Genomic DNA, 21,376 nt, shown 5'->3' with positions numbered 1-21,376 from the left:
AGTGCACTCCCAAAAGCAGTGTTCACGAATGCTTCCCATATGGGGCCGTCAATACAAAATTAAAGACGTCCACCTCTGCACCATTGCGGCGCACGCCAGACACCCGCCCTCACGAGCTTGTCGCTTAGCCAGTAAAATCGAGGGTTTCCAAGAACAAGAAATCGCCCCATGAGCACCAGCGCCACACTCAGCAATACCCCTTCTCCCGTCCGCGCCGAAATCGCCACGCTCTGGAAGCTGTCCTGGCCGATGCTGGTCGGGCAGCTGGCGACGGTGGGCATGGGCGTGGCCGACGTGGCGATGACCGGCCACGTCAGCGCCGAAGAGCTGGCCGCCGTGTCGCTCGGCGCCTCGGTGTGGTCGATCGTGCTGGTCACCGTGATGGGCACGATGATGGCGATTAACACCGTCGTCGCCCACGAGATCGGCGGCGGGCGCTACGACAAGATTCCGCATTCGGTGCGCCAGTCGCTGTGGAAGGGGCTGATCGTCGGCCTGGTCGCCTGCCTCGCGGCCAACCTGGCCACCCTGCTGTTCGACCACATCGGCCTCGACCAGGCGGTGGCCGACCGCGCCTCGCTGTTCCTGCATGTGACCAGCGTCGGCATGCCGGCCTTTGCCTGCTACCGCGCGCTGTATGGCTACACGACCAGCATCAACCAGACCAAGCCGATCATGATCATCGCCATCTTCGGGCTGCTGTTCAATATCGCCAGCAACTGGCTGCTGGTGTTCGGCAACTGGGGTTTCCCGCAGCTGGGTGCGGTCGGCTGCGCGGTGTCGACGGCGGTGGGCATGTGGCTGATGCTGATTGCGATGGTGGTGTGGATCAAGTTCTCCAGCGCCTACCGCATGACCTACCCGTTCACGAAGATGGAAGGGCCGGACTGGAAAGAGATTCGCGACATGTTCCGCCTCGGCCTGCCGATCGGTGTCACCTATTTTGCCGAGGTCAGCGCCTTCGGCCTGATCAGCCTGCTCGTGGCGCGCTTCGGCGTGGTGCAGGTGTCGGCGCACCAGGTGGCGCTGAACTTTTCTTCGCTGGTGTTCATGGTGCCGATGAGCTTTGGCATCGGCCTGCTGACGCGCGTCGGCCAGGCGATGGGCGAAGGCAATCCGGTGCGGGCGCGTTTTGTCGCCTGGGTCGGCGTGGGGATGTCGGTCGCCTTCGGCGTGCTGTCGGCGGCCTGTATCGCGATCTTCCGCTGGGAAATCGCGCGCGCCTATACCTCGGACCCGGCGGTGCAGGAAGCCTGCGTGCACCTGCTGCTGTTCGCGGCGCTGTTCCAGCTGTCGGACGCGACCCAGGTCGCCACCGCTTCGGCCATCCGCGGCTACCAGGTCACGCGCCCGCCGATGATCATCCAGCTGGTCGCCTTCTGGGGCTTTTCGCTGCCGCTGGGTTATATCCTGGGTATTGCACCGGCCTGGTTCGGGCTTGCACCCAGCGCGCCGATGGAAACCACCGGCTTCTGGATCGGCCTGGTGCTGGGCCTGACGATTGCCGCCGTGCTGCTGACCTGGTCCTTCGACCGCCTGTCACGCCAGAAGGTCCGCGCCGCGCACCTCGCCTGAAGGCCTGGCTCAGCGTGCGACCTCGATGCGGTTCTTGCGGTATTCCCACTTGCCGAACTCACCGAAGGCCGGCTCGTCGATCAGGTCGTCCACCGCGTCCTGCTCGCGCTTCATGCGGCGCACCAGCGCCTTGTCGGTCAGCGGGGCCGTCGTCGCTTCATAGACATCGCGCCGCAGCGTGCCGTCGACGCCCTGCGTCAACACGGTCAGCCGGCGCGCTGCCGGCTCGAAGCCCATGCGCTCGTGCCAGGTATTCCTGTCCTGCAGATAGATCGCGCCGCTGCGCCATTGCGCCACATAGCGCTGGCTGCAGACTTCCTTCGGACTCTTCATCCATTCGCAGGCGTGCAGGATGGACACATGCCGGTCGTCGAGCTTCTTGATCGCGATGCGGCCCTTGGTGTAGCGCCAGTTGGAATCCGGTTCGGTGGTCGAGGACACCAGGGTGTACTGACCTTCGAACTGCGCCAGGGGCAAGGCCATCGCCGCCGCGCTCATGCACAGCGCAGCCAGGGCCGCGGCGGACTGGGAAATGATGCGTGTCTTCATGGTTCTCCTTATAAATTTACAAACAGTATAGTTGCAAACTCAACCGTGAGAGGGGCGATACATACTGCTTTTGGAGGCCTACTCTGTTATTGTCTCGTCCGTTGCATTTAGCTAATTTTAACGAGACACACAATGCGCTTAATCCTTTGCCTGCTGGCCGCGCTTGCGGCTGCGCCCGCTTCGGCGGAACGCCTGACCCTCGACCGTATCCACGGCGAGCCTTCGCTTGCCGGTCCCGGCGTGAAAACCCTGAAGGTCTCGCCCGACGGCGAGCGCGTGACCTTCCTGCGCGGCCGCGACGACAACCAGTTCCAGCAAGACCTGTGGGAATACAACATGAAGGACAAGACCACGCGCCGCCTGGTCGACTCCAAGAAACTGGTCCCGAACGAGGAACTGTCGCTCGAGGAAAAAGCGCGCCGCGAACGCGCGCGTACCGCCAGCCTGTCGGGCATCATCAGCTATAGCTGGTCGCCCGACGGCAAGCAGCTGCTGGTGCCGATCGCCGGCGACCTGTACCTGGTCGACGTCGCCAACCCCGACACCGCGCGCAAGGTTGCATCGGGCAATGTGCTCGATCCAAAGATTTCGCCGAAGGGCCGCTACGTTTCCTTCGTGCGCAACCAGAACCTGTTCGCCATCGATTTGAAGACCGGCGCCGAGCGCCAGCTGACGACAGACGGCAAGGGCACCGTGCACAACGGCGAGGCCGAGTTCATCGCCCAGGAAGAAATGGACCAGACCACCGGCTACTATTGGGCGCCGGACGACTCGGCCATTGCTTATAAACGCTACGACGAAGCGCCGGTGCCGGTGGCGCGCCGCTTCGAGATCTTTGCCGACCGCACCGAAGTGATCGACCAGCACTACCCTGCCGCCGGCGACCCGAACGTGCTGGTGGACCTCTTCATCGTGTCGCCGGACACCGGCGTCTCGCGCAAAGTCGACCTCGGCGCCGACAAGGACATCTACCTGGTGCGCGCCGACTGGAGTGCCGACGGCAAGACCCTGGCCTACCAGCGCCAGACGCGCGACCAGAAGCGCCTCGACCTGGTGGCCGTCGATGCCGCCAGCCTGGCCCAGCGCACCCTGCTCACCGAAACCTCGCCGACCTGGGTCAGCATCCACAACGACCTGCGTTTCCTGAAGAATCGCCCGGCCTTTATCTGGGCTTCCGAGCGCAGCGGCCGGAACCACCTGTATTTGTACGACCTGAACGGCAAGCTGATCAACCCGATTTCCAGCGGTGAATGGGGCGTGGACAACGTGCTGGCCGTCGACGAAAAGGCCGGCAAGGTGTACGTGTCGTCGAATCGCGACGCCGTCATCGACAAGCAGACCTATGCGCTGGCCCTGAACGGCAGCAACGCCAGCAAGCCGGCCCGCATCAGCAAGGGCGACGGCTGGCACGAGGCCGCGTTCGCAGGCAACGGCAAAATCTTTGTCGACACCTATTCGAGCCCGACCACCCCGCCGCAAGTGTCGATCCGCCGCGCCGACGGCGCCATGGTCGAGTGGCTGCAGCACAACGAGCTGAACGCGAACCACCCGTTCGCCAAGTACTTGCCCGATTTGCTGCCGACCGAATTCGGCACGATCAAGGCGCACGATGGCCAGACCCTGCATTACTCGATGATCAAGCCGGCCAATTTCGATGCGACGAAAAAATACCCGGTCTTCCTGTTCACCTACGGCGGCCCGCACTCGCAGCGCGTGACCCGTACCTGGGGCAATTACTTTGACCAGTACATGGCCCAGCAAGGCTTTGTGGTGTTCCGCCTGGACAACCGCGGCTCGAGCCGCCGCGAGCGCCAGTTCACCGACGTCATCTATAACAACCTCGGCAAGAACGAAGTCGAAGACCAGGTCACCGGCATCGACTGGCTGGCCCAGCAGAGCTTTGTCGATCCGAAGCGCGTGGGCGTGTTCGGCTGGAGCTATGGCGGCTTCATGACCCTGCGCCTGCTGGCGGCCGCATCCGACAAGATCGCGATGGGCGTGTCGGTGGCGCCGGTCACCGACTGGGCGCTGTACGACACCCACTACACGGAACAGTTCGTCGGCGCCACGCCGAAGTCGGACCCGGACGCGTATGCGCGCAGCGGCGTGTTCGCTCACCTGGATGGCCTGAAGTCGCCGCTGCTGCTGATCCACGGCATGGCCGACGATAATGTCTTGTTCACCAACAGCACCCGCCTGATCGACGAACTCGTCAAGCGCAACGTCCAGTTCGACCTGATGACCTACCCGGGCGCCAAGCACGGCATCTCGGGCCGCACCAGCCAACGCCACGTGTATGGCCTGATCGAAGCCTTCTTCAAGAAGAACCTGGGCGGGACCGCACCACAATGATTTAGCGTCCAGTTGCAATTTTCAGTTACCAAAAAGGCCGGAAGCCGCATGAACAGTGGCTAAACCGGCCTTTTATTTTTCCTAGTGGAAAAAAAGTCTTTCTCTGTTGTAATTATTTGTTCTGTAATTACGAAAAAAGTCAACGATATTTGTCGTCTTTTCGCAACGACGAATAAATTTTTTTTGTGTCGAATTTCATCGTGAGATCCACTTTCTTTCCTATGAGAAGTATTTGAACTGAACTCGGCTGTTTAGGTTTGCTGTAACAAATTATGTCCGCACGGAATTAATTCCTCACGGTATTCTGCGTATTCGTGATCTCACAGACGCTCTTTCCGGAGCGCGCACTACAGAGGAATACCAATGCAATCGATCCGTTTCAGCACCACCCGCATCGCTTTCGCCGCCTCCGCTCTCGTGCTCGGCGCCGCCATCGCAGCACCGGCTTCGGCCGCCACCCTGAGCGTCGGCGCAGGCAAGACCTACGCCACCCCATGCAAGGCTTTTGCCGCCGCCAAGGCCGGCGACACCGTCGACATCCAGGCTGGCACCTATTCGGGCGACGTCTGCGCGATTTCCGCCAGCAAGCTCACCATCCGCGGCGTGAACGGCCGTCCGCACATCAAGGCCGGCGGCAAGAATTCCGGCGGCAAGGCGATCTGGGTCGTGCGCGGCAATGACATCACGGTCGACAACGTCGAGATGTCGGGCGCCGCAGTCCCCGACAAGAACGGCGCCGCCCTGCGCCTGGAAGGCACCAACTTCACGCTGCGTAATTCCTTCCTGCACGACAACGAGAACGGTGTCCTGAGCGGCGTGAACGAAGCCAGCACCGTGACCATGGAATACAACGAGTTCGGCCACAACGGCCGCGGCGACGGCTACACCCACAACGTGTACATCGGCAAGGTTGCGAAACTCTACTTCCGCTACAACTTCTCGCACGACGCGAACGTCGGCCACAACCTGAAGACCCGCGGCCTGTACAACATGATCGCGTACAACCGCTTCTCGAGCCTGCGCTCGGGCGAAACCGGCAGCACCGCGGCAGGCAAGCCGAGCTACGAAGTCAACGTGCCGAACGGCGGCACCACCTACCTGATCGGCAACGTGATCCAGCAACCGGCGTCGAACAACAACCCGGCCATGGTGTCGTACGGCGAAGAAGGCGTGGGCACCCGCAAGACCGACCTGTACGTGATCAACAATACCTTCGTGAACGACGAAAGCTCGCGCGGCACCTTCGTTACGATCCGCAACGCGGCCACGCCGGCCAAGCTGATCAACAACATCTTCGCCGGCGGCGGCACGGTGACGGCCCAGGCCACGGCGGTGCAGAAGACCAACTACCGCTCGGTGGCAGGCAACTTCGTCAACAAGGCAACCTACGACCTGCGTCCGGCAACCAACGCGCAGATCGTCAACGCCGGCTCGAACCCGGGCAACTCGGCCGGCGGCCTGGCCCTGAAGCCGACTGCCAGCTACAAGCACACCGCGTCGTACTCGACCCGTGCGACCAAGGGCGGCACGATCGACATCGGCGCCTACGAAATCCAGTAATCGCCGACGGCGAAGTCAACAGCAAACGGGCCCCGTGCGTCGCAGACGCCGGGGCCCGTTTTTTTGCAGGCCGCGGCCGGCCGGGATAACCCGGCGCGGTCAGGCGGCCAGGCGCAGCTTAGACGCGGTCGATGCCGTCTTTCAGCGTTTCCTTGGCGTCGCCGTATTTTTCCTGGGTCTTGCCTTCGACCTGGTTCTTCAGGCCTTTCGCTTCGGTTTCCTTGTTGTCGACCAGCTTGCCGGCTTCTTCCTGGATTTTGCCGCCGATGTCTTTCAGTTTGCCTTTGACTTGATCTTCGTTCATGGTCGTTCTCCTTGCGTAAAAGGCGCGGTCGATGTGCCGCGCGATGGGTCTAGAATACGCCCCCATGCCCTGCCCATCTGTACGGCCACGCACACAGCTCGTCCATATCGCAGAAGTGCACCTTGATGCTCATCCATGCGCCGGTTGTACCGACGTGATGGTACTGTGCCGTTATTCTTTTGTTAATCGAGCACAAGCATGAGCGAACAGATTTCCACTCTCCCCGAAACCGGCGAACCCGAAGCCGTACCCAAGCGCAAGCTGATGAAACGCACCGCTATCATCGACGGCGTCGGCGTCCTCTTCATCCTCGGCCTGGCCGCCGCCTGGTTCGCCGTCGATGCCCTGCTGCTGCTTTTCGCCTGCATCCTGTTTTCCGTCCTGCTGTATAAGCTCAGCCAGCTGCTGGCGCGCTACACCGGCATCAAGCGGCCGATCGCCCTGGCCGTCGTGGTGCTGCTGCTGTTCGCCGTGATCGGGCTGGGCGGCTGGGCCATGGCGCCGCAGATTGCCGAACAGTCGAACAAGCTGGCCGAGGCGGTGCCGCAGTCGATCGGCAAGCTGCAGGAATTCGTCAAGCAGCATCCGATGCTGCAGCGCCTGGCCTCGGAGCTGCCGGCGCCGGAAGACGCCATGAAGCAGATGTCCTCGATGATGCCGAATGCCGGTCTGTTCTTTACCGGCATCTTCGGCGCCATCGGCAACGTGGTCATCATCATGGTCGTCGGCATTTATTTCGCCGCCTCGCCGCACCTGTATACAAGCGGCCTCGTCAAGCTGATACCCCAGCCGAAACGTCCGCGCGCGCGCCAGGTGCTGCAGAAAATGGGCGGCAACCTGTCGAGCTGGCTGCTGGGCACCTCGGTCTCGATGCTGATCGTTGGCGTCGTCACCTCCGTCGGCCTGAGCCTGCTGGGCGTGCCGCTGGCCCTGATCCTCGGCATCATTGCCGGCCTGCTGGATTTCGTTCCCTACGTCGGGCCCATCATGGCCGGCGTGCCGGCGGTGCTGATCGCGTTCTCGATCAGTCCCGACATGGCCTTGTACGTGGTCCTGCTGTTCGCCGGCATCCAGCTGGTGCAGGGCTATATTCTGCAGCCGATGATCGAGTCGCGCGCCGTCGATTTGCCGCCGGCGCTCATCATCGCCATGCAACTGGTGTTCGGCACCCTGTTCGGCTTTGCCGGCGTGGCACTGGCGACGCCGCTGACGGCCGCGCTGAAGGTGCTGGTGCAGATGCTGTACGTAGAAGATATGCTGGGAGACAAGGTCGAGGAAGACGACAAGTCATAACCGGCGGCAGGGGCGCGGATGGCGCCCTATATAAAACAAAACAGCCGCGACGCATCGCGGCTGTTGTTCATTGAAAGGCGCGGTTGGGCGCGGCGCGCTTAGCGGTTTCCCTTGACGATGTCCTTCAGATCGCCCTTCTTCTCCTGGACCTTGCCTTCGGCCTGGTTCGACAAGCCCTCGGACTGCTGCTGGCGGCTGCCCACGGCTTCGCCGATCTTTTGCTGGACCTTGCCGCCGATGTCCTTGGCCTTGCCCTTGATCTGGTCTTCGTTCATGACATTACCTCTTTGATGTAGTGAAACGAAGCTACACCTTAAGCCTGATGCCTGGGCATCTCTGTGCGCTGGTTAACACTGGGTTTGCGCCACAGGCTGGCCAGCCAGGGTTGCCGTTCGCGCGGCAAGCCTTCCGGCCGGTAATAATGGTGCAGCGCCACGAAGCCCGCCGCGGCCAGGTGCCGCTCCCAGGTCGGATAGTCGTAATAACTGCCGTAGCGCGGCCCGTTCCAGCCCTCTTCGTTGTGGCCGCGCGGGTTCGAGCTGAACAGCACGCCGCCCGGCTTCAGGGCGCCGTGCAGCGCCGCCAGCACCGCGGGCAGCGCCGCGCTCGGCACATGGAACAGCGAGGCATTCGCGAACACGCCGTCGAAGCTTGCCTGCGGCAAGTCCAGGTGCAGGAAGTCCTGGCGCCAGACGTCGCAGCCGCTGTAGGCGCGCGCCATGGCAACGAACTCGGCCGAACCATCGAGCCCGATGGCGCGGTGCCCGAGCGCGCTGAAGGTTTTCAGATCGCGCCCGGGCCCGCAGCCGAGGTCGAGCAGCGTGAACGGCGCCGGCGCCTCGATGGCAGCCAGCAGCGCCGCGATGTTCTGGCTGACGTCGTGGTCGATCGTTCCGGTAAAAAATTGCTTGGCGTTGCGCTCGTAATGCGCGAGCGTGCGCTGCGTGATGGTGTCAAAAGCGCCGGGCGCGTCGCCGGCAGCGCGGCCGGCGGAGTCGTCGTCCTCCCTCATCACCAGATCCGCACCCGGTCCTGCGGCGCCAGGTACAGCGCCTGGCCGGGCTTGACGTCAAAGGCCCGGTACCAGCCGTCCAGGTTGCGCACGATGTAGGTGCGGTACTGAGCCGGTGCGTGGCCGTCGGTCAGCACCGCGCGGCGCAGCGAGGCTTCGCGCATCTTGGTGCGCCAGCCCTGGGCGAAGCCGGTAAAGAACTGGCGCTCGCCGTCGACGCCTGCCGCCTTGCCCGCCGGCGAGGCTGAATAAGCGTCGAAGGCCGCCTGCAGACCGGCCAGGTCGGCCAGGTTTTCGCTCAGGGTCAGTTGCCCGTTCACCGCCAGGTCCGGGAAAGGCCGGTAGGTGTTGTACTGCGCCACCAATTTGCCGGAGGCAGCCCTGAAGTGGGCCAGGTCTTCTTTCGTCCACCAGTCGCGCAGGCGGCCCTGGGCATCGAACTGGGCGCCCTGGTCGTCGAAGCTGTGGCTGATCTCGTGGCCGATGATGGCGCCGATCGCGCCGTAATTGGCGGCGTCGGACGCCTTCGGGTCGAAGAACGGCGGCTGCAGGATGGCGGCCGGGAAGTTCAGCGCATTCTGCAGGGGCAGATTCACGGCATTCACCAGTTGCGGCGGCATGGCCCAGTCAGTGCGCTGCGGCTTCTTGCCGAGCTTGGCCAGCTCTTGCGCGTAATGGAATTCCTCGGCGCGCACGGCATTGCCGAAAGCATCGTCGCGCTTCACCTGCAGGCCAGCGTAGGATTTCCATTGGTCCGGGTAGCCCACGCCCACGTACAGCGATTTGACTTTCGCCTGGGCCTGGGCGCGGGTAGCCGGCGCCATCCATTCCAGCTTGTCGATACGTGCGCTGAAGGCTTCGATGATGTTGGCGACCATCTTTTGTACGCGCGCCTTGTCTGCGGCTGGGAAATAGCGCTCGACATAGAGCTTGCCGACGGCTTCGTCCATGGCTTCGTTGGTAGCGGCCAGGGCACGCTTCCAGCGTACCGATTGCTGCGGGGTGCCGGTCAGGGCCTTGCCGTTGAACTCGAAACGCTGGTCGGCAAAGGCTTTCGGCAGCAGGCTGGCATAGCCATTCAGCTTGTGGAAGGCGAGGTAATCGCGCCAGACGGCGACGTCGGCATGCGCCAGCAGGCGCGCCGCGCCCGTCACCGCGCCCGGATGGTAGACCTGGAAGCGTTCCTGGCCGGACAGGCGTGCCGCCTTGAAGAAAGCGTTCCAGTCGACGCCCGGTGCTTTGGCGGCGAAATCCTTCAGGGTCCAGACCGTGTTCGACTTCTGGATGTCGGCCGACTCCTCGCGCGTGGCATGGGTTTGCGCCAGCGCCAGCTCGAGCTCGAATACACGGGCGGCGCGTTCGTCGCTCTTGTCGAAGCCGGCCAGCTTCAGCATGGCGGCGATGTGCTGCTGGTACTTCGTGCGCAGCTCGGCCATGCGCGTGTTGTTTTCCAGGTAGTAGGCGCGGTCGGGCATGCCCAGGCCGCCCTGCAGCAGGTAAGGCAAGTTGCGCGAGGGATCGTTCAGGCCTTGCGCGACCCATACGCCGAACAGGTTCTCGGTGAAGAAATCGGTGGCGTTCAGCGGGTCGACGTCGGCGCGCACCGAGGCGCCCAGCGCGCGCACCAGCGCCGCCTTGTCCTTGATCGCGGCGATGTCCGCCAGCATCGGCTTGACCGGGGCCAGGCCGCGTTTCTCGATGGCGGCTTCGTCCATGTAGGCGGCGTAGAAGTCGGCCACCTTGCGCGCGTCGCCGGACGTTCCCTGCGCCGCGCCCAGCGCCTCGATCATCTTCGCGATGCGGGTATTCGTGTCTTCGGCCAGGACGCCCATGGCGCTCCAGGAACCGCGGTCGGCCGGGATCTCGGTTTTCGCCAGCCAGTCGCCGTTGGCATAGGCGAAGAAATCGTCGCCGGGCAGCACGGTCATGGCGGCCGGCTTGTCGGCCTTGGAGGCGGCGGGCGCGGCGGCCTGGGCAGCGGCAAAGCCTGGCGCGGCGCAAGTGGCGCCAGCAAGGGCCAGGGCGACGGCGGTCCTGGTCAGGGTCCAGCGAATAGTCATGTGCTTCCTTATATTGTGCGGTGACCTTGCGATGACGTTGCGGCGGTGCGGATGCGTTTGTTCACGTCCTCGGCTTCGACCCGGACTTCCGGACCGAAGTTCTTGGCCGCATATTGCCCATCATATCGCCATGATGCAAATCAGAGGGGCCGCCGGCGGCGACCGTGTTGATAAAAGATTTTTCAAAAATTTTTAGCAAAAGGCCTAAAGTTTCCAAAAACACTGCCGTAAAAGGAAGACAACCGGTAATCCGGCCGGAAAAATTGTCGCGGTGCCAAGATGAACCAGAACGAAGTCCTCGCTATGTACGAAAATATTGCCGGCCTCACGGGCAAGATGGCTGGCGCCGCGCAATCTGGTGACTGGAACGGGTTCGATACGCTGCAGGGCGAGTGCGCCAGCCAGGCCAGTGCTGCCGCGACCGGCGTCCCTGCCCTCGAGGGCGCACGCCGCCTGCGCAAGATCGACCTGCTGAAGCAGATCATGGCCAACGACCGCGCGATCCGCGACATCACCGAGCCATGGATGGGCCAGCTCGACCGCGCGATGTGCGCGCACTGAGCCGAGCTGCTCGAACGAACAAGCGCCTACCGGCGCTTTTTTGTTGGGCGCGAGGAATAGCTTGGGAAGACTCCTGCCGTGCAACCACGGCAAGCGGACAGCACGGGAACAATCGGCGGACGCCTGGAGGGCAGGCAGCAAAGAAGCAGGCAACAAAAAAGGCGCCCGTGGGCGCCTTGGCTTTGCTGCACGCGGAACGTGTCCGTTTGCATGAATTCGGAGAGCGAACACCAGGCTAGTCCTGGTGCCGCCTCTTTGCCGGTTGCATCCGGCGTCGACTGCCGCTGTTGGCAGACAACCGCTTCCGTACACAGGCATCTTGCGACGTACATCCGGTTCCCGCGCCACGCTATCGGTGGTGGCTGCGCCGGACCCTGGGGCCGTTTTTTTGTGGTTTTATTAACCAGCGAATTCAGTATAACCGAATTTTCCAGCTTGTGTAGACCAATTCGTGCGCGCCCTTTTTTTCCTTGCCGGCGGCTTATTCCGGCTGGGTAAGCGGCGGCCCGTCGGCGGCTTGCGGTTCGGTACGCGCAGCCTGCGCCGGACGCTTCCTGGCCTGCAAAGCCGCCAGGCGCGCCTTCAGCACGGACATCAGGCTCGGCTTCGCCGCGCCGCCATCCTGGGGCAGCACCACGACTTCCGGCTCGCGCGCCGTCTTCAGTTCCTTGCCTGCGGCCGCGCGGCGGCGGCGCCACACCAGGAGCAGTCCGGCCAGCGCCAGCAGGCCCGCCAGGGCGCCGCCGATGGCCAGCCAGGGCATCGGCTCTTCCGGCGGCGCGGCCGGTTTCGGCTTGCGGTGGATGCGCGGCGCCGGCTTCGGACCGGCCTCCGGCCTGGCGTCCGGCTTTGCCTGCGCATCCGCATCGAGTTTCGCATTCGCCCTGGCGACGGTCTCGGCATCGGCTTCGGAAGCCGACTTTACGCCGGTTGCCACCTGCAGCACCTTGACCTTGTCCTCGAGCTGGCCAAGCTCATGGCGCAGCGCTTCGTTTTTCGCACCCAGCACGGCGCAGGCGTTGAGTTCGGCAGCGGCCGGCGCCGGGGCGCAGGCCGCGGGCGACCCAGCCGGCCTGGCGGCTGCGGCATCCGGCTTGGCAACCGGCCCGGCAACGACTGGCTTCGGCGGGGCGGCGTGCGCCGCGTCCTCGGCAGGATGCGTACCGGTCGCGGCTGGGGCAGCCACGGGACGGCGTTTCGACGGCACGGGCCTGGGCAGCGGCGCCGGGGGATTGGCGGCCTTGGCTGGCTGCGCGGCTATCGCTGCAGGCGCGGCAGGCTCGGCAGGCGGCGGAACAGGAACCGGGGTAAGGACCGGCGCCGGAACAGGCACAGCCACCGGTGGCGGCGCCGGGTCCGGGTCCGGTGTCAGCCACAGTGTCACCAGGCGCACCGAACGCTGTCCGCCGTCGACCAGTTCCAGGTAGACGTGCAAGTGCTTGCTTTCAACCGGTTTGACCGAAGCCAGACGCAGGAACTGTTTGCCGCCCTGGCGGATCACAGCAATGTCGAGGCCGGAAAGCACCGGCGGCATGGCGACGTTGGCGCCGCGGTAGACGTCGCGGCGCGCCAGCTGGGCCTGCACGGGTTTCGATGCATCCTCGACGGAAGTCAGCTCGACTTCGGCAGCCAGCGGCTGGCCGATATAAGACAGCACGCGCGCGTCGCCGAGCTCCGCAGCGTGGACAAGACCGGGCACCGCAAACGGAAGCAGCAAGCCGGCAAACAGGTGGAAAGGGCGAATCGCCATATATGGGGGGTGAATTTGTAGCCTCAGCGTAATTAACGGGTGTTGCGCTACACTCTTTAGCTCCAGCCTTCGAAATAACAGGACCGCCAATGGAAAACCGTATCGAAAAAGACAGCTTTGGCCCGATCGAGGTACCTTCCGGCCATCTATGGGGCGCCCAGACCCAGCGCTCCCTGCACCACTTCCACATTTCCACCGAAAAAATGGCACCGGAACTGGTGGCCGCGCTGGCCCAGGTCAAGCGCGCCGCCGCCGCCGTCAACCGCTCGCTAGGCAAGCTGCCGAAGGACAAGGCCGACGCCATCATGGCCGCTGCCGACGAAGTCCTCGACGGCAGGCATCCCGCCGAATTCCCGCTTGCCGTGTGGCAGACCGGCTCTGGCACCCAGAGCAACATGAACATGAACGAGGTGCTGGCCAACCGCGGCTCCGAGCTGATGGGCGGCGAGCGCGGCGAGGCGCGCCTGCTGCACCCGAACGACCACGTCAACATGGGCCAGTCCTCGAACGACATCTTCCCCACCGCCATGCACGTGGCGGCGGCGCTCGCGGTCTCGAAGGAAGTCTTGCCGGCCCTGGCGCGCCTGCGCGGCACGCTCACGGTGAAGTCGCGCGACTTCGCCGACATCGTCAAGATCGGCCGCACCCACCTGCAGGACGCCACCCCGCTGACGCTGGGCCAGGAGTTCTCGGGCTACGTGGCCCAGCTCGAATTTTCCGAAGCCGCGATTCGCGCTTCCCTGCCCGGCCTGCTGGCCCTGGCCGCCGGCGGCACCGCGGTCGGCACCGGCCTGAATGCGCACCCCGAGTTCGCCGCGCGCATCGCCGCCGAGCTCGGCTCGCGCACCGGGCTGTCGTTCAAGAGTGCTAGCAACAAGTTCGCGGCCCTGGCCGGGCACGACGCCCTGGTCGCCGCCCACGGCGCCTTCAAGACCCTGGCCGCCGCCCTCATGAAGATCGCCAACGACATCCGCTGGATGGCGTCCGGCCCGCGCTCGGGCCTGGGTGAGATCACGATCCCGGAAAACGAGCCGGGCAGCTCGATCATGCCAGGCAAGGTGAACCCGACCCAGTGCGAGGCGATGACCATGCTCTGCTGCCAGGTGTTCGGCAACGACGTCGCGCTCACCATCGGCGGCTCGCAGGGCAACTTCGAGCTGAACGTGTTCAAGCCCATGATCGCGCACAATTTTCTGCAAAGCGCGCGCCTGCTGGCCGACGGCATGCGCTCCTTCGACGAGCACTGCGCCCAGGGCATCGAACCGAACCGTACGCGCATCGGCGAACTCATGGAGCAGTCGCTGATGCTGGTGACCGCACTGGCGCCCCACATCGGGTATGATCGCGCCGCGCAGATCGCCAAGCATGCGCAGCACGAAGGCATCACGCTGCGCGAGGCGGCCCTGCAATCGGGCCACGTCAGTGCGGAACAGTTCTCCCAGTGGATCGTTCCGATCGACATGACGCGGCCGGACCCGGCGTAAGGACGGTGTGGGGCATGCGCGCCGATAAAAATGGCGTCCTCAACCGTACGCCCCACAATTTTTCCCGAGGATAGAATGCAAAAGACAACTTTCGAACTGACATCCGAGTTCGTCGAACTCAACCAGCTGCTGAAACTGGTGGGTTTGTGCGACAGCGGCGGCGCCGGCAAGAACATCGTGGCCAGCGGCGTGGTGTCGGTCGATGGCAAGCAGGAACTGCGCAAGACCGCCAAGATCCGCACCGGCCAGACCGTGACGGTGGGCGACGTGCAGATTTCCGTGGCGTAAATGGGGCTGCCGGCCTGAGCTTCGTGCGTTTGAGATCAGACAAACGCGACCGGTAGTCCTTGCTTATATTTTAAGAGCGGCTGGCACAACGCTCGGGGCAAGAGACAGCAACCTGGCCCCGGGACATTGCCGGACACTCCAGGATGTGACTAACCGGTTGAGGTGAACACAATGAATACCCCGGACGACAACCAACCCCAAACGCAGGAGCGGCTGATCGGCGACCTGCGCCTCGTGATCGAAAACGCGGAAGAACTGCTGAAGAACACCGATCACTACACCAGCGTGCTGTACCAGAATGCGCGCGCCAAGCTGGCCATGGCGCTCAATGCCGCCAACGAGGAGCTCGAACGTTTCGAGGATGCGCAGCTGACCCGCATGATGGAAGCCACGCGCCTCGCCAACGAACGTTTCGCCGACTACTCCGGCGAAGCGCGCATCCTGCGCGCTTTTCACTGAGCGCTTTTCACTGAGCGCATTGCACTGAACGCATACAACAACGCCGCGTCGTGACGCGGCGTTGTTATTCAGGCCGTGGTGTTGATGGTATTGCCCAGGTGAGCCGGCAGGTTCTGCGCCGGCTGCGGTGGCTGGATACCCTCCAGCAGCTGGGCGGCGTGCGAACGCTGGATGTCTTGCTGCTTCTTCAGCATGGTCATCGCAACTTCCTGCTTGTTACCGGTTTCTGCCATGGTGGTGGACAGCTTGGCGATGGCGAGGACGTCCATATCGGTCTCCTGTAGAGGGTTATCCCTACTTAACGGCTCAAGCTCCGGGAACTTTAGGCTTTGTCATCATCCAATTGCTGAGCCAAGCCAGGACGCTGTCGCGCGCATTCAGGTCCAGCCATGCGGTGTCGGGCGCGAGCGCATCGGGCGCAGGCGCGTCCGAGGCCACCGCCACCACCAGCGGATCGTCGGCGTGCAGCGGCGGCTTGCCCAGTCCGGGCCGATACACTTCCAGCTTGGGTAGCGCTTCCCATTTATAGCCTTCGACCAGGGTCAGGTCGGCCGGACCCAGGCGCGCCAGCTGTTCGCGCAGGCTGGGCTCTTCCGCGCCGCGCAGTTCGCGCATGATGGCGTAGCGGTAAGGCGAAGCAATCATCACCTCGGCCGCGCCGGCCATGCGCAGGCGCGCGCTATCCTTCTGCGGCGGTTCGAGCACGATGTCGTGGTGGCTGTGCTTGACGATGTTCACGCGCAGGCCGCGCTGCGCCAGGGCGCCGACCAGGAATTCGAGCAGGGTCGTCTTGCCGCTGCCCGACCAGCCGACCACGGCCAATACCGGGCCGGGCCCGGGGCCGTCATCAATACGCGACACGATAGCGGGTACCCCGGTAGTTCATGACGGCATACTTCGGCATCAGGCGTTCCAGCACCAGGCCGGGCGCCAGCTCCTCGCCTTCGCGGCGCAGCATCTTGTCGACCAGCAGCAGGCGGTCGGCGGGATTCGGCGAATAGATGTAGCCGCCGACACTGACCCTCGGCACCTCGCGCTGTATCGCTTCCGGCAACTGCTGCAGGGTGCGCAGGTTTTCCTCGGCCGGCTCGGGGGCGCGCGCCACCGGCGCCGGATCGGGCGCACGTGCGGCGGGAGCCGGCAGGTAGACCGCCTCCGGGCTGGCAGCGGCGACGCTTGCGAGCGCCGGGGTGCTGCGGGCGGCTGGCGCCTTGCCATCCGGCTGCGTGGACGGGCGCGGGCGCGCCGCCTCGCCGGCTGGCGGTGTCGTGCTTGACGGCCGTGACGCGGGTGCTGCTTCGGCGGCCGTCATGGCATTGGCTGCCTGGCGCGGAACTTGCGCAGGCAGCTCGCGGGGCGCCGCGACCGGGGCCGCCGCGCCCGGCGATGCACTGGGATTGCTTGCAGCCGTTGCTGGACTCGGCGTCGGCACCGGAGCTGGAGCTGGAGCCGGCGTCGAAGCCGGCGCAGCCGCCACAGGCGATGGCGCACTTGCCGCCAACGAAGGCGCCGGCGCGGCCACATCCGATGAAACCGCCGGCGCCGGCATAGCCGCCCCGCCCGCCCCCTGCGCACTGGAAGCCAGCACAGCCACCTGCGGCGCAGGCGCCTGGGAACGCCAGGCCAGGACGCCGGCAATGCCGGCAATCACGATCCCGGCCGACAGCCCGATCAGCAGCGGCTTGCGGCTGGCGCCGGCAGCCGGCGCGGGAACATGGCTGGGCGCCGGTGTGTGGATATCCGGGGCGCTGCCGAGCTGGCGTTCGGCCTGCGCTTTCTTGAGTGCTTCGAGAATGTACGACATTTATTGTCCCGTCCTGGCGGCGGCGAGCAGGCGCGGCTCGCTCACGCCGCCGAGCTGATTCAGGCGCATGAAGGTGCGCGGTCCGGCCACGCCGTCGGCCTTCAGGTTCTGCTTGGCCTGGAATGCGCGCAGCAATTCCTGGGTATGGGTGCCGAAGGCCTGGCGTGCCGGCGGCGGCGCGGTGCCGTCCAGGCGCGCCAGCTGGGCGGCGAGCCAGTCGACGTCCGGCCCTTCGTCGCCGGTGGCGACCTGGTCGCGGAAGCTGCGCGGCACTTTCCAGAAGGTGGTGAATTCGCCGGTGAAACGCAGCGCCAGCGCCGCCAGGTCCATGCGCTCGCGCTTGCCGCCCGCCTCGAAGCTTGCGGATTCCTCGTCCATGCCGGTGAGCACTGCATAGCGCGTCCTGGCGCCGTCGCGCAGGGTCAACACGGCGGGACGGTCCAGCTGGCGCAGCTCGAACAGGCCGCCCTTGCCCTGATGGCAGCGCAGGTTGCGGCGCAGCGCCGCCTGGCAGGGTTCGCCCGCGGGCAATGTTTCTCCCCACAGCCCGGCCAGCACGCGCAGCGCCGCGGCTTCGTCGGCATGCCCTGCCGGCAAGCCCGCGCTGGCTGCCGGCGCAGCCGCTGCCTGCACCGGCTTGATCTTGTGCACCGGAGCGGCCGTCGCGCTTGCCGCCTGCGCCGGCGCGCCATGCGGCAGCACCTGCCAGGCCGCCGCGGCGCTGAGCACGGCGCCGGCCAGCACGCCGCCCGCCACCAGCGGCCAGCGCGGTGAAGGGGCCGGGGCCGCCGCTTCGCCGGCAAACACTTCGCCGGCGGCGGTGCGCAGGATCTTTTTCGTCACCTCGCGGCTGTTCTCGACATAGGCGCCCAGCAGCGCGCGGTCGCATAGCAGGTTGATGCGGCGCGGCACGCCATGGGTGATGCGGTGCACGACGGGGACCACCGCAGGCGGAAACACCGGCGCGCCCTGGAAGCCGGCCACCGCCATGCGGTGCGCGATGTAGGCGCCGGTTTCAGCTTCGGAAAGCGGCCCCAGGTGGTAGCGCGCGATCACGCGCTGGGCCAGCTGCTCCAGTTCCGGACGCGCCAGCATGGTGCGCAGTTCCGGCTGGCCGATCAGGATGATCTGCAGCAGCTTGCGTTCGCTCGTTTCGAGGTTGGTCAGCAGGCGCAGCTGCTCCAGCACCTCGGCCGACAGATTCTGGGCCTCGTCGATGACGAGCACGTTGTTGCGCCCCTGGGCATGCGAGGCCAGCAAATAATCGTTGATGGCGTCGACATAGGCCTTCACGCCGCCTTGCCCTGCCGGCACGGCGATGCGGAATTCCTCGCACACCGACTGCAGCAGCTCGGCCACGGTCAGCTTCGGGTTGAAGATGTAGGCAAGGCGGCAGTTCTCGGGCACCTGCTCGATGAAACAGCGGCAAACCGTGGTCTTGCCGGCGCCGATTTCGCCGGTCAGCAGCACGAAGCCGCCGCCGCTGCCGATCCCATACAGCAGGTGGGCCAGCGCCTCGCGGTGGCGCTCGCTCATGAACAGGTAGCGCGGGTCGGGCGCGATCGAGAACGGCGCGCCCTTCAGGCTGAAGTATTGGTTGTACATGCGAAGCTAGGGTGCCGGCGGCAAGGGTTTGTATCTTGCGCAGTATATTTTGGATTTGTTGTTCTGATAAGCGATGACGCTGCCGGGGTTTGATACGCGTAAGGGATACGGCGAGGCGTCGACCGCGCGGTGGCGGATGCCGGCGCTGGTGCGGATCGCCTCGGCCAGCTCATCCGGCCTGCTGTCGGCAACGGCCGCCACGAACACCAGTTCGCTCGTGTCGTCGCTGACCATGACTTCCTTGACGGGCTTGCCCCACAGGGTGGCGTCGAGCTTGAACCAGTAGGCCCCGCCCTCGTGCTTGTAGGGCGGGCCGAAGGCGGTGCTCAGGTAGGCGTGGAAATAAGCGTTGTCGAGCTGGCTACGGCAGAGCAAGGCCCCGCCCACGGTCGGCTCGAAGGTCGATGGCAGCGCCGCGGCGCCGGCCCAGGAACAGGCGCAAGCCAGCGCCAGCCCGTGAACGGCAGCGGCAGCGATGCGCACCCGGCCCACGCTCACGCCTTCGACAGCCAGTTGCGGTTGGCGGCGATCTTTGCCTTGGCCGTGGCCGGCAAGGCTTCGTAGCAGCCCGGATGCTGCTTCAGGGCGTGTTCGCGCACCTCTTTCTCGAGGCCGTTCACGATAAAGACGTAGACAGTGGCGCCGGTATTGTTCTTGCGCGTGCCCATGTAACGAATCACTTGTTTATCCTCTCTCTCGCCCCGCTTGCGGAAGGCACATTATGACATCTCGCCGCCCTGCCCGGCACGCCCGGTAGTCGGGAGCAGGCGCCTCAGGCGGCCTTGCCCCGCACCGGGCGCCAGGACGCGCTGTTTTCTTGCAGCCAATCTTCGATCAGCTTGCGGTTGTCGTGCCGCCAGGGGTGGAAGCGCGGCGACAGGTATTCCAGCACCGGTTTCGCCAGGTGCCAGGCCAGGCCGCTGCGCCCGAACCAGGTATGGAGTGCACTGCCCCAGGTGCGCAGGCGGAACAATTGTCCATCATTGCGCAGGTTATGCAGGGTCTGCATGAAACTGTCGTAGGCAAACACGATGCTGGCATGCAGGTACCACGCCACCCGGCGCCGGTAGCCGCCGCCGGCTGCCACGTAGGCGTCGAAGGCTACGCCCTTGTGCTCGGTTTCCTCGACCGCATGCCAGTACCACAGGGTTTTCATGTGCGGCTCGGCGCCGGCCAGCCAGTCGGGGTGGCGCAGCACGCCGTCGGCCAGCACCGCCGTGTAGTGTTCCAGCGCGCAGGTGATCGCCAGGCGGTCCAGCACTCCCAGCTTATCGACACGGGCGAGGCGTTTCTTGAGTTTTTCTTCGCGCGTGTAGGGCAGGCCGTGGTCTTCGAGCCCCTTGTTGTACTGCGCATGCAGGTAGCGGTGGGTCGCTTCCTGGCCGATGAAGTCCTTGACCTCGGCGCGCAGTACCGGGTCCGTCAGGCAATCCTGGGGCACGTCGCGCACCGCGTCGATGAACAATTGCTCACCGCGAGGAAAGCTCATCGACAAGGCATTGAACAACTGGGTGCGGTAAGCGTCGCCACCGTTCCAGTGGCGCCTGAAGCCCCGGGACAGGTCGACGTCGATCTTGCGAACGGTCAGGCTGGACATGCGAACTCCTCGAAATGACATGGATCTCAAGTGCGAACGAGCGGACGGGAAATCAAGCGCGGCTCAGCTCCCTTCTTCGACCGCTGGCCCCTTCATTTCGTTCGTTCGTCGGTTGAACCGCGTATCTTCGTTCAATTTCACTTATCGTAGACGCTGTGTTCATCACAAAAACAACAAAGGAAACCATGAATAGCCAACGCAAGCGCATTGCCCCGCTCACCCTGACCGCCGCCCTCTGCGCCGGCCTCACCCTGCTCCACCCCGCCAGCGCCCAGGACAGGCACGGCCCCCACACCACCGAAAAGCGCACCGTTCCGGCCTTCGACGCCATCGAACTGGCCGGACCGTTCCGCGTGATCGTCACCGATGGGCCGCCAGGCCTGGAGCTGTCGGGCGATCCGGCGCGCCTGGCCGACATCGAAACCACGGTGCGCAACGGTAAGCTGGTCGTGCGGCAAAAGTCGCGCTGGAACATCCAGCTCAGCTTCGGCAAGAAGCACGAGGAAGTCGTGGTGCGTATCGGCGCGGCCGGCTTGCGCAGCCTGGACACCAGCGGCAGCGGCGACGTCGAACTCGAGCGCGTGGCCGGCCCGCGCTTCAGCCTGACGTCCAGCGGCCCGGGTGACGTGCACGCCCGCGGCGAGGTGCGCGAGCTGCGCGTTGCCAGCAGCGGCAGCGGCGACCTCGATTTGCGCCGGCTGCGGGCGGACAAGCTCGAGCTGGACATGTCCGGCCCCGGCGACGTGCAGGTGGCCGGCATCGGCAGGGAACTGGCGGCGCGTGTCAGCGGCTCGGGCGACCTCGAGGGCGAGGACTTGCGCCTGGAGCGGGCGGTGGCGCGCCTGAGCGGGCCCGGCGACGTGAATCTGCGCGGCCGTGCGCGCGCATTGCGGGTCGAGGTCAGGGGATCGGGCGACTTCGACGGCTGCGACCTGGAGGCCGAGGGCGTGAATACGGTCCAGAACGGGCCGGGCGATGTGTGCGTGGCGGGCACTATCCGCGAGTTCGAGGGCGAGGTGCAGGGGTCGGGGGACCTGGAAGCGCGTGGGCTGCAGGCGGGGCGTGCCGTGCTGCGCATGGGCGGGCCGGGGACGGTGACCTTGAGCGGCAGCGCCGATGAGCT

The 21,376-nt window shown here is 65.1% G+C and carries 22 protein-coding genes; 9 read left to right on the top strand and 13 right to left on the bottom strand.

Features of this window, described 5'->3' with window-relative positions; genetic code table 11:
* Positions 1–168 precede the first annotated feature (168 nt).
* The gene (locus LK540_RS23590) at positions 169–1,575 is read left to right on the top strand and encodes an MATE family efflux transporter (protein WP_229439845.1); all 1,407 of its coding nucleotides are present in this window, start codon (positions 169–171) and stop codon (positions 1,573–1,575) included.
* A gap of 9 nt (positions 1,576–1,584) precedes the next feature.
* Here the strand turns inward: LK540_RS23590 and LK540_RS23585 are convergent, their stop codons facing one another.
* Entirely contained in the window at positions 1,585–2,124 is a 540-nt protein-coding gene (locus tag LK540_RS23585) for a hypothetical protein (protein WP_229439844.1), read from the bottom strand.
* Between the two features lie 132 nt (positions 2,125–2,256).
* On the opposite strand from LK540_RS23585, the gene LK540_RS23580 reads away from it, so the two are divergent.
* Together LK540_RS23580 and LK540_RS23575 are read left to right on the top strand one after the other, a co-directional pair.
* A complete protein-coding gene (locus LK540_RS23580) occupies positions 2,257–4,476 on the top strand; it encodes a S9 family peptidase (protein WP_229439843.1) in 2,220 nt (739 codons plus the stop codon).
* A 363-nt stretch (positions 4,477–4,839) separates the two neighbouring features.
* Entirely contained in the window at positions 4,840–6,036 is a 1,197-nt protein-coding gene (locus LK540_RS23575; RefSeq protein ID WP_229439842.1) for a hypothetical protein, read from the top strand.
* A 118-nt stretch (positions 6,037–6,154) separates the two neighbouring features.
* Here the strand turns inward: LK540_RS23575 and LK540_RS23570 are convergent, their stop codons facing one another.
* Positions 6,155–6,340: a CsbD family protein gene (locus LK540_RS23570; RefSeq protein ID WP_229439841.1), complete on the bottom strand. Its 186-nt coding sequence runs from the start codon at positions 6,338–6,340 to the stop codon at positions 6,155–6,157.
* 198 nt (positions 6,341–6,538) lie between these two features.
* Here LK540_RS23570 and LK540_RS23565 point away from each other — a divergent pair, with 198 nt between their 5' ends.
* Positions 6,539–7,633: an AI-2E family transporter gene (locus LK540_RS23565; RefSeq protein ID WP_229439840.1), complete on the top strand. Its 1,095-nt coding sequence runs from the start codon at positions 6,539–6,541 to the stop codon at positions 7,631–7,633.
* Between the two features lie 98 nt (positions 7,634–7,731).
* Here LK540_RS23565 and LK540_RS23560 read toward each other — a convergent pair whose 3' ends face one another.
* From LK540_RS23560 to LK540_RS23550, 3 genes are read right to left on the bottom strand one after another with little or no spacing between them, the layout of a single operon-like run.
* Positions 7,732–7,908, bottom strand: a complete 177-nt coding sequence (locus tag LK540_RS23560; protein WP_229439839.1) for a CsbD family protein — start codon at positions 7,906–7,908, stop codon at positions 7,732–7,734.
* A gap of 38 nt (positions 7,909–7,946) precedes the next feature.
* Positions 7,947–8,645, bottom strand: a complete 699-nt coding sequence (locus tag LK540_RS23555; protein ID WP_229439838.1) for a bifunctional 2-polyprenyl-6-hydroxyphenol methylase/3-demethylubiquinol 3-O-methyltransferase UbiG — start codon at positions 8,643–8,645, stop codon at positions 7,947–7,949.
* Positions 8,645–10,705: a M13 family metallopeptidase gene (locus LK540_RS23550; RefSeq protein WP_229439837.1), complete on the bottom strand. Its 2,061-nt coding sequence runs from the start codon at positions 10,703–10,705 to the stop codon at positions 8,645–8,647. The genes LK540_RS23555 and LK540_RS23550 overlap by 1 nt, the downstream gene beginning before the upstream one ends.
* Before the next feature lie 303 nt (positions 10,706–11,008).
* Here LK540_RS23550 and LK540_RS23545 point away from each other — a divergent pair, with 303 nt between their 5' ends.
* Positions 11,009–11,266, top strand: coding sequence for a flagellar protein FliT (locus LK540_RS23545; RefSeq protein ID WP_307729202.1), 258 nt, complete (start codon positions 11,009–11,011; stop codon positions 11,264–11,266).
* 481 nt (positions 11,267–11,747) lie between these two features.
* Here the strand turns inward: LK540_RS23545 and LK540_RS23540 are convergent, their stop codons facing one another.
* Positions 11,748–13,016 carry an LPXTG cell wall anchor domain-containing protein gene (locus LK540_RS23540; RefSeq protein WP_229439835.1) on the bottom strand — a complete coding sequence of 423 codons (1,269 nt, stop codon included), beginning with the start codon at positions 13,014–13,016 and terminating at the stop codon, positions 11,748–11,750.
* An 89-nt stretch (positions 13,017–13,105) separates the two neighbouring features.
* Here LK540_RS23540 and fumC point away from each other — a divergent pair, with 89 nt between their 5' ends.
* The 3 genes from fumC (at position 13,106) to LK540_RS23525 (ending at position 15,247) form a co-directional block, all read left to right on the top strand.
* Entirely contained in the window at positions 13,106–14,500 is a 1,395-nt protein-coding gene (gene fumC, locus LK540_RS23535) for a class II fumarate hydratase (protein WP_229439834.1), read from the top strand.
* A 75-nt stretch (positions 14,501–14,575) separates the two neighbouring features.
* The gene (locus tag LK540_RS23530) at positions 14,576–14,788 is read left to right on the top strand and encodes an RNA-binding S4 domain-containing protein (RefSeq protein ID WP_229439833.1); all 213 of its coding nucleotides are present in this window, start codon (positions 14,576–14,578) and stop codon (positions 14,786–14,788) included.
* Positions 14,789–14,959: 171 nt separating this feature from the next.
* Positions 14,960–15,247 carry a DUF883 domain-containing protein gene (locus LK540_RS23525; RefSeq protein WP_229439832.1) on the top strand — a complete coding sequence of 96 codons (288 nt, stop codon included), beginning with the start codon at positions 14,960–14,962 and terminating at the stop codon, positions 15,245–15,247.
* Positions 15,248–15,315: 68 nt separating this feature from the next.
* Here LK540_RS23525 and LK540_RS23520 read toward each other — a convergent pair whose 3' ends face one another.
* The 7 genes from LK540_RS23520 to LK540_RS23490 form a co-directional block, all read right to left on the bottom strand.
* Entirely contained in the window at positions 15,316–15,516 is a 201-nt protein-coding gene (locus LK540_RS23520) for a YjfB family protein (protein WP_229439831.1), read from the bottom strand.
* A gap of 37 nt (positions 15,517–15,553) precedes the next feature.
* Positions 15,554–16,108, bottom strand: a complete 555-nt coding sequence (gene mobB / locus LK540_RS23515; RefSeq protein ID WP_229439830.1) for a molybdopterin-guanine dinucleotide biosynthesis protein B — start codon at positions 16,106–16,108, stop codon at positions 15,554–15,556.
* The gene (locus LK540_RS23510; RefSeq protein ID WP_229439829.1) at positions 16,095–17,051 is read right to left on the bottom strand and encodes a general secretion pathway protein GspB; all 957 of its coding nucleotides are present in this window, start codon (positions 17,049–17,051) and stop codon (positions 16,095–16,097) included. The genes mobB and LK540_RS23510 overlap by 14 nt, the downstream gene beginning before the upstream one ends.
* Entirely contained in the window at positions 17,052–18,656 is a 1,605-nt protein-coding gene (locus tag LK540_RS23505; RefSeq protein WP_229439828.1) for an ExeA family protein, read from the bottom strand.
* Between the two features lie 6 nt (positions 18,657–18,662).
* Positions 18,663–19,154 (bottom strand): hypothetical protein, encoded by a 492-nt coding sequence (locus LK540_RS23500; RefSeq protein ID WP_229439827.1) that lies wholly within the window; start codon positions 19,152–19,154, stop codon positions 18,663–18,665.
* Positions 19,151–19,336 (bottom strand): hypothetical protein, encoded by a 186-nt coding sequence (locus tag LK540_RS23495; RefSeq protein ID WP_229439826.1) that lies wholly within the window; start codon positions 19,334–19,336, stop codon positions 19,151–19,153. Before LK540_RS23495 ends, LK540_RS23500 begins: the two co-directional genes overlap by 4 nt.
* A gap of 92 nt (positions 19,337–19,428) precedes the next feature.
* Positions 19,429–20,253, bottom strand: coding sequence for a metal-dependent hydrolase (locus LK540_RS23490; protein WP_229439825.1), 825 nt, complete (start codon positions 20,251–20,253; stop codon positions 19,429–19,431).
* A gap of 185 nt (positions 20,254–20,438) precedes the next feature.
* Here LK540_RS23490 and LK540_RS23485 point away from each other — a divergent pair.
* Positions 20,439–21,376 (top strand): head GIN domain-containing protein (locus LK540_RS23485; RefSeq protein WP_229439824.1); only part of this gene is annotated, 938 nt, incomplete at its 3' end.

This window comes from Massilia sp. IC2-278 (genome assembly GCF_020708045.1).
Classification (GTDB): Bacteria; Pseudomonadota; Gammaproteobacteria; order Burkholderiales; family Burkholderiaceae_D; genus Telluria.
Note: the sequence above shows the minus strand (reverse complement) of the source record. Positions and strands in the feature narration are given on the sequence as shown.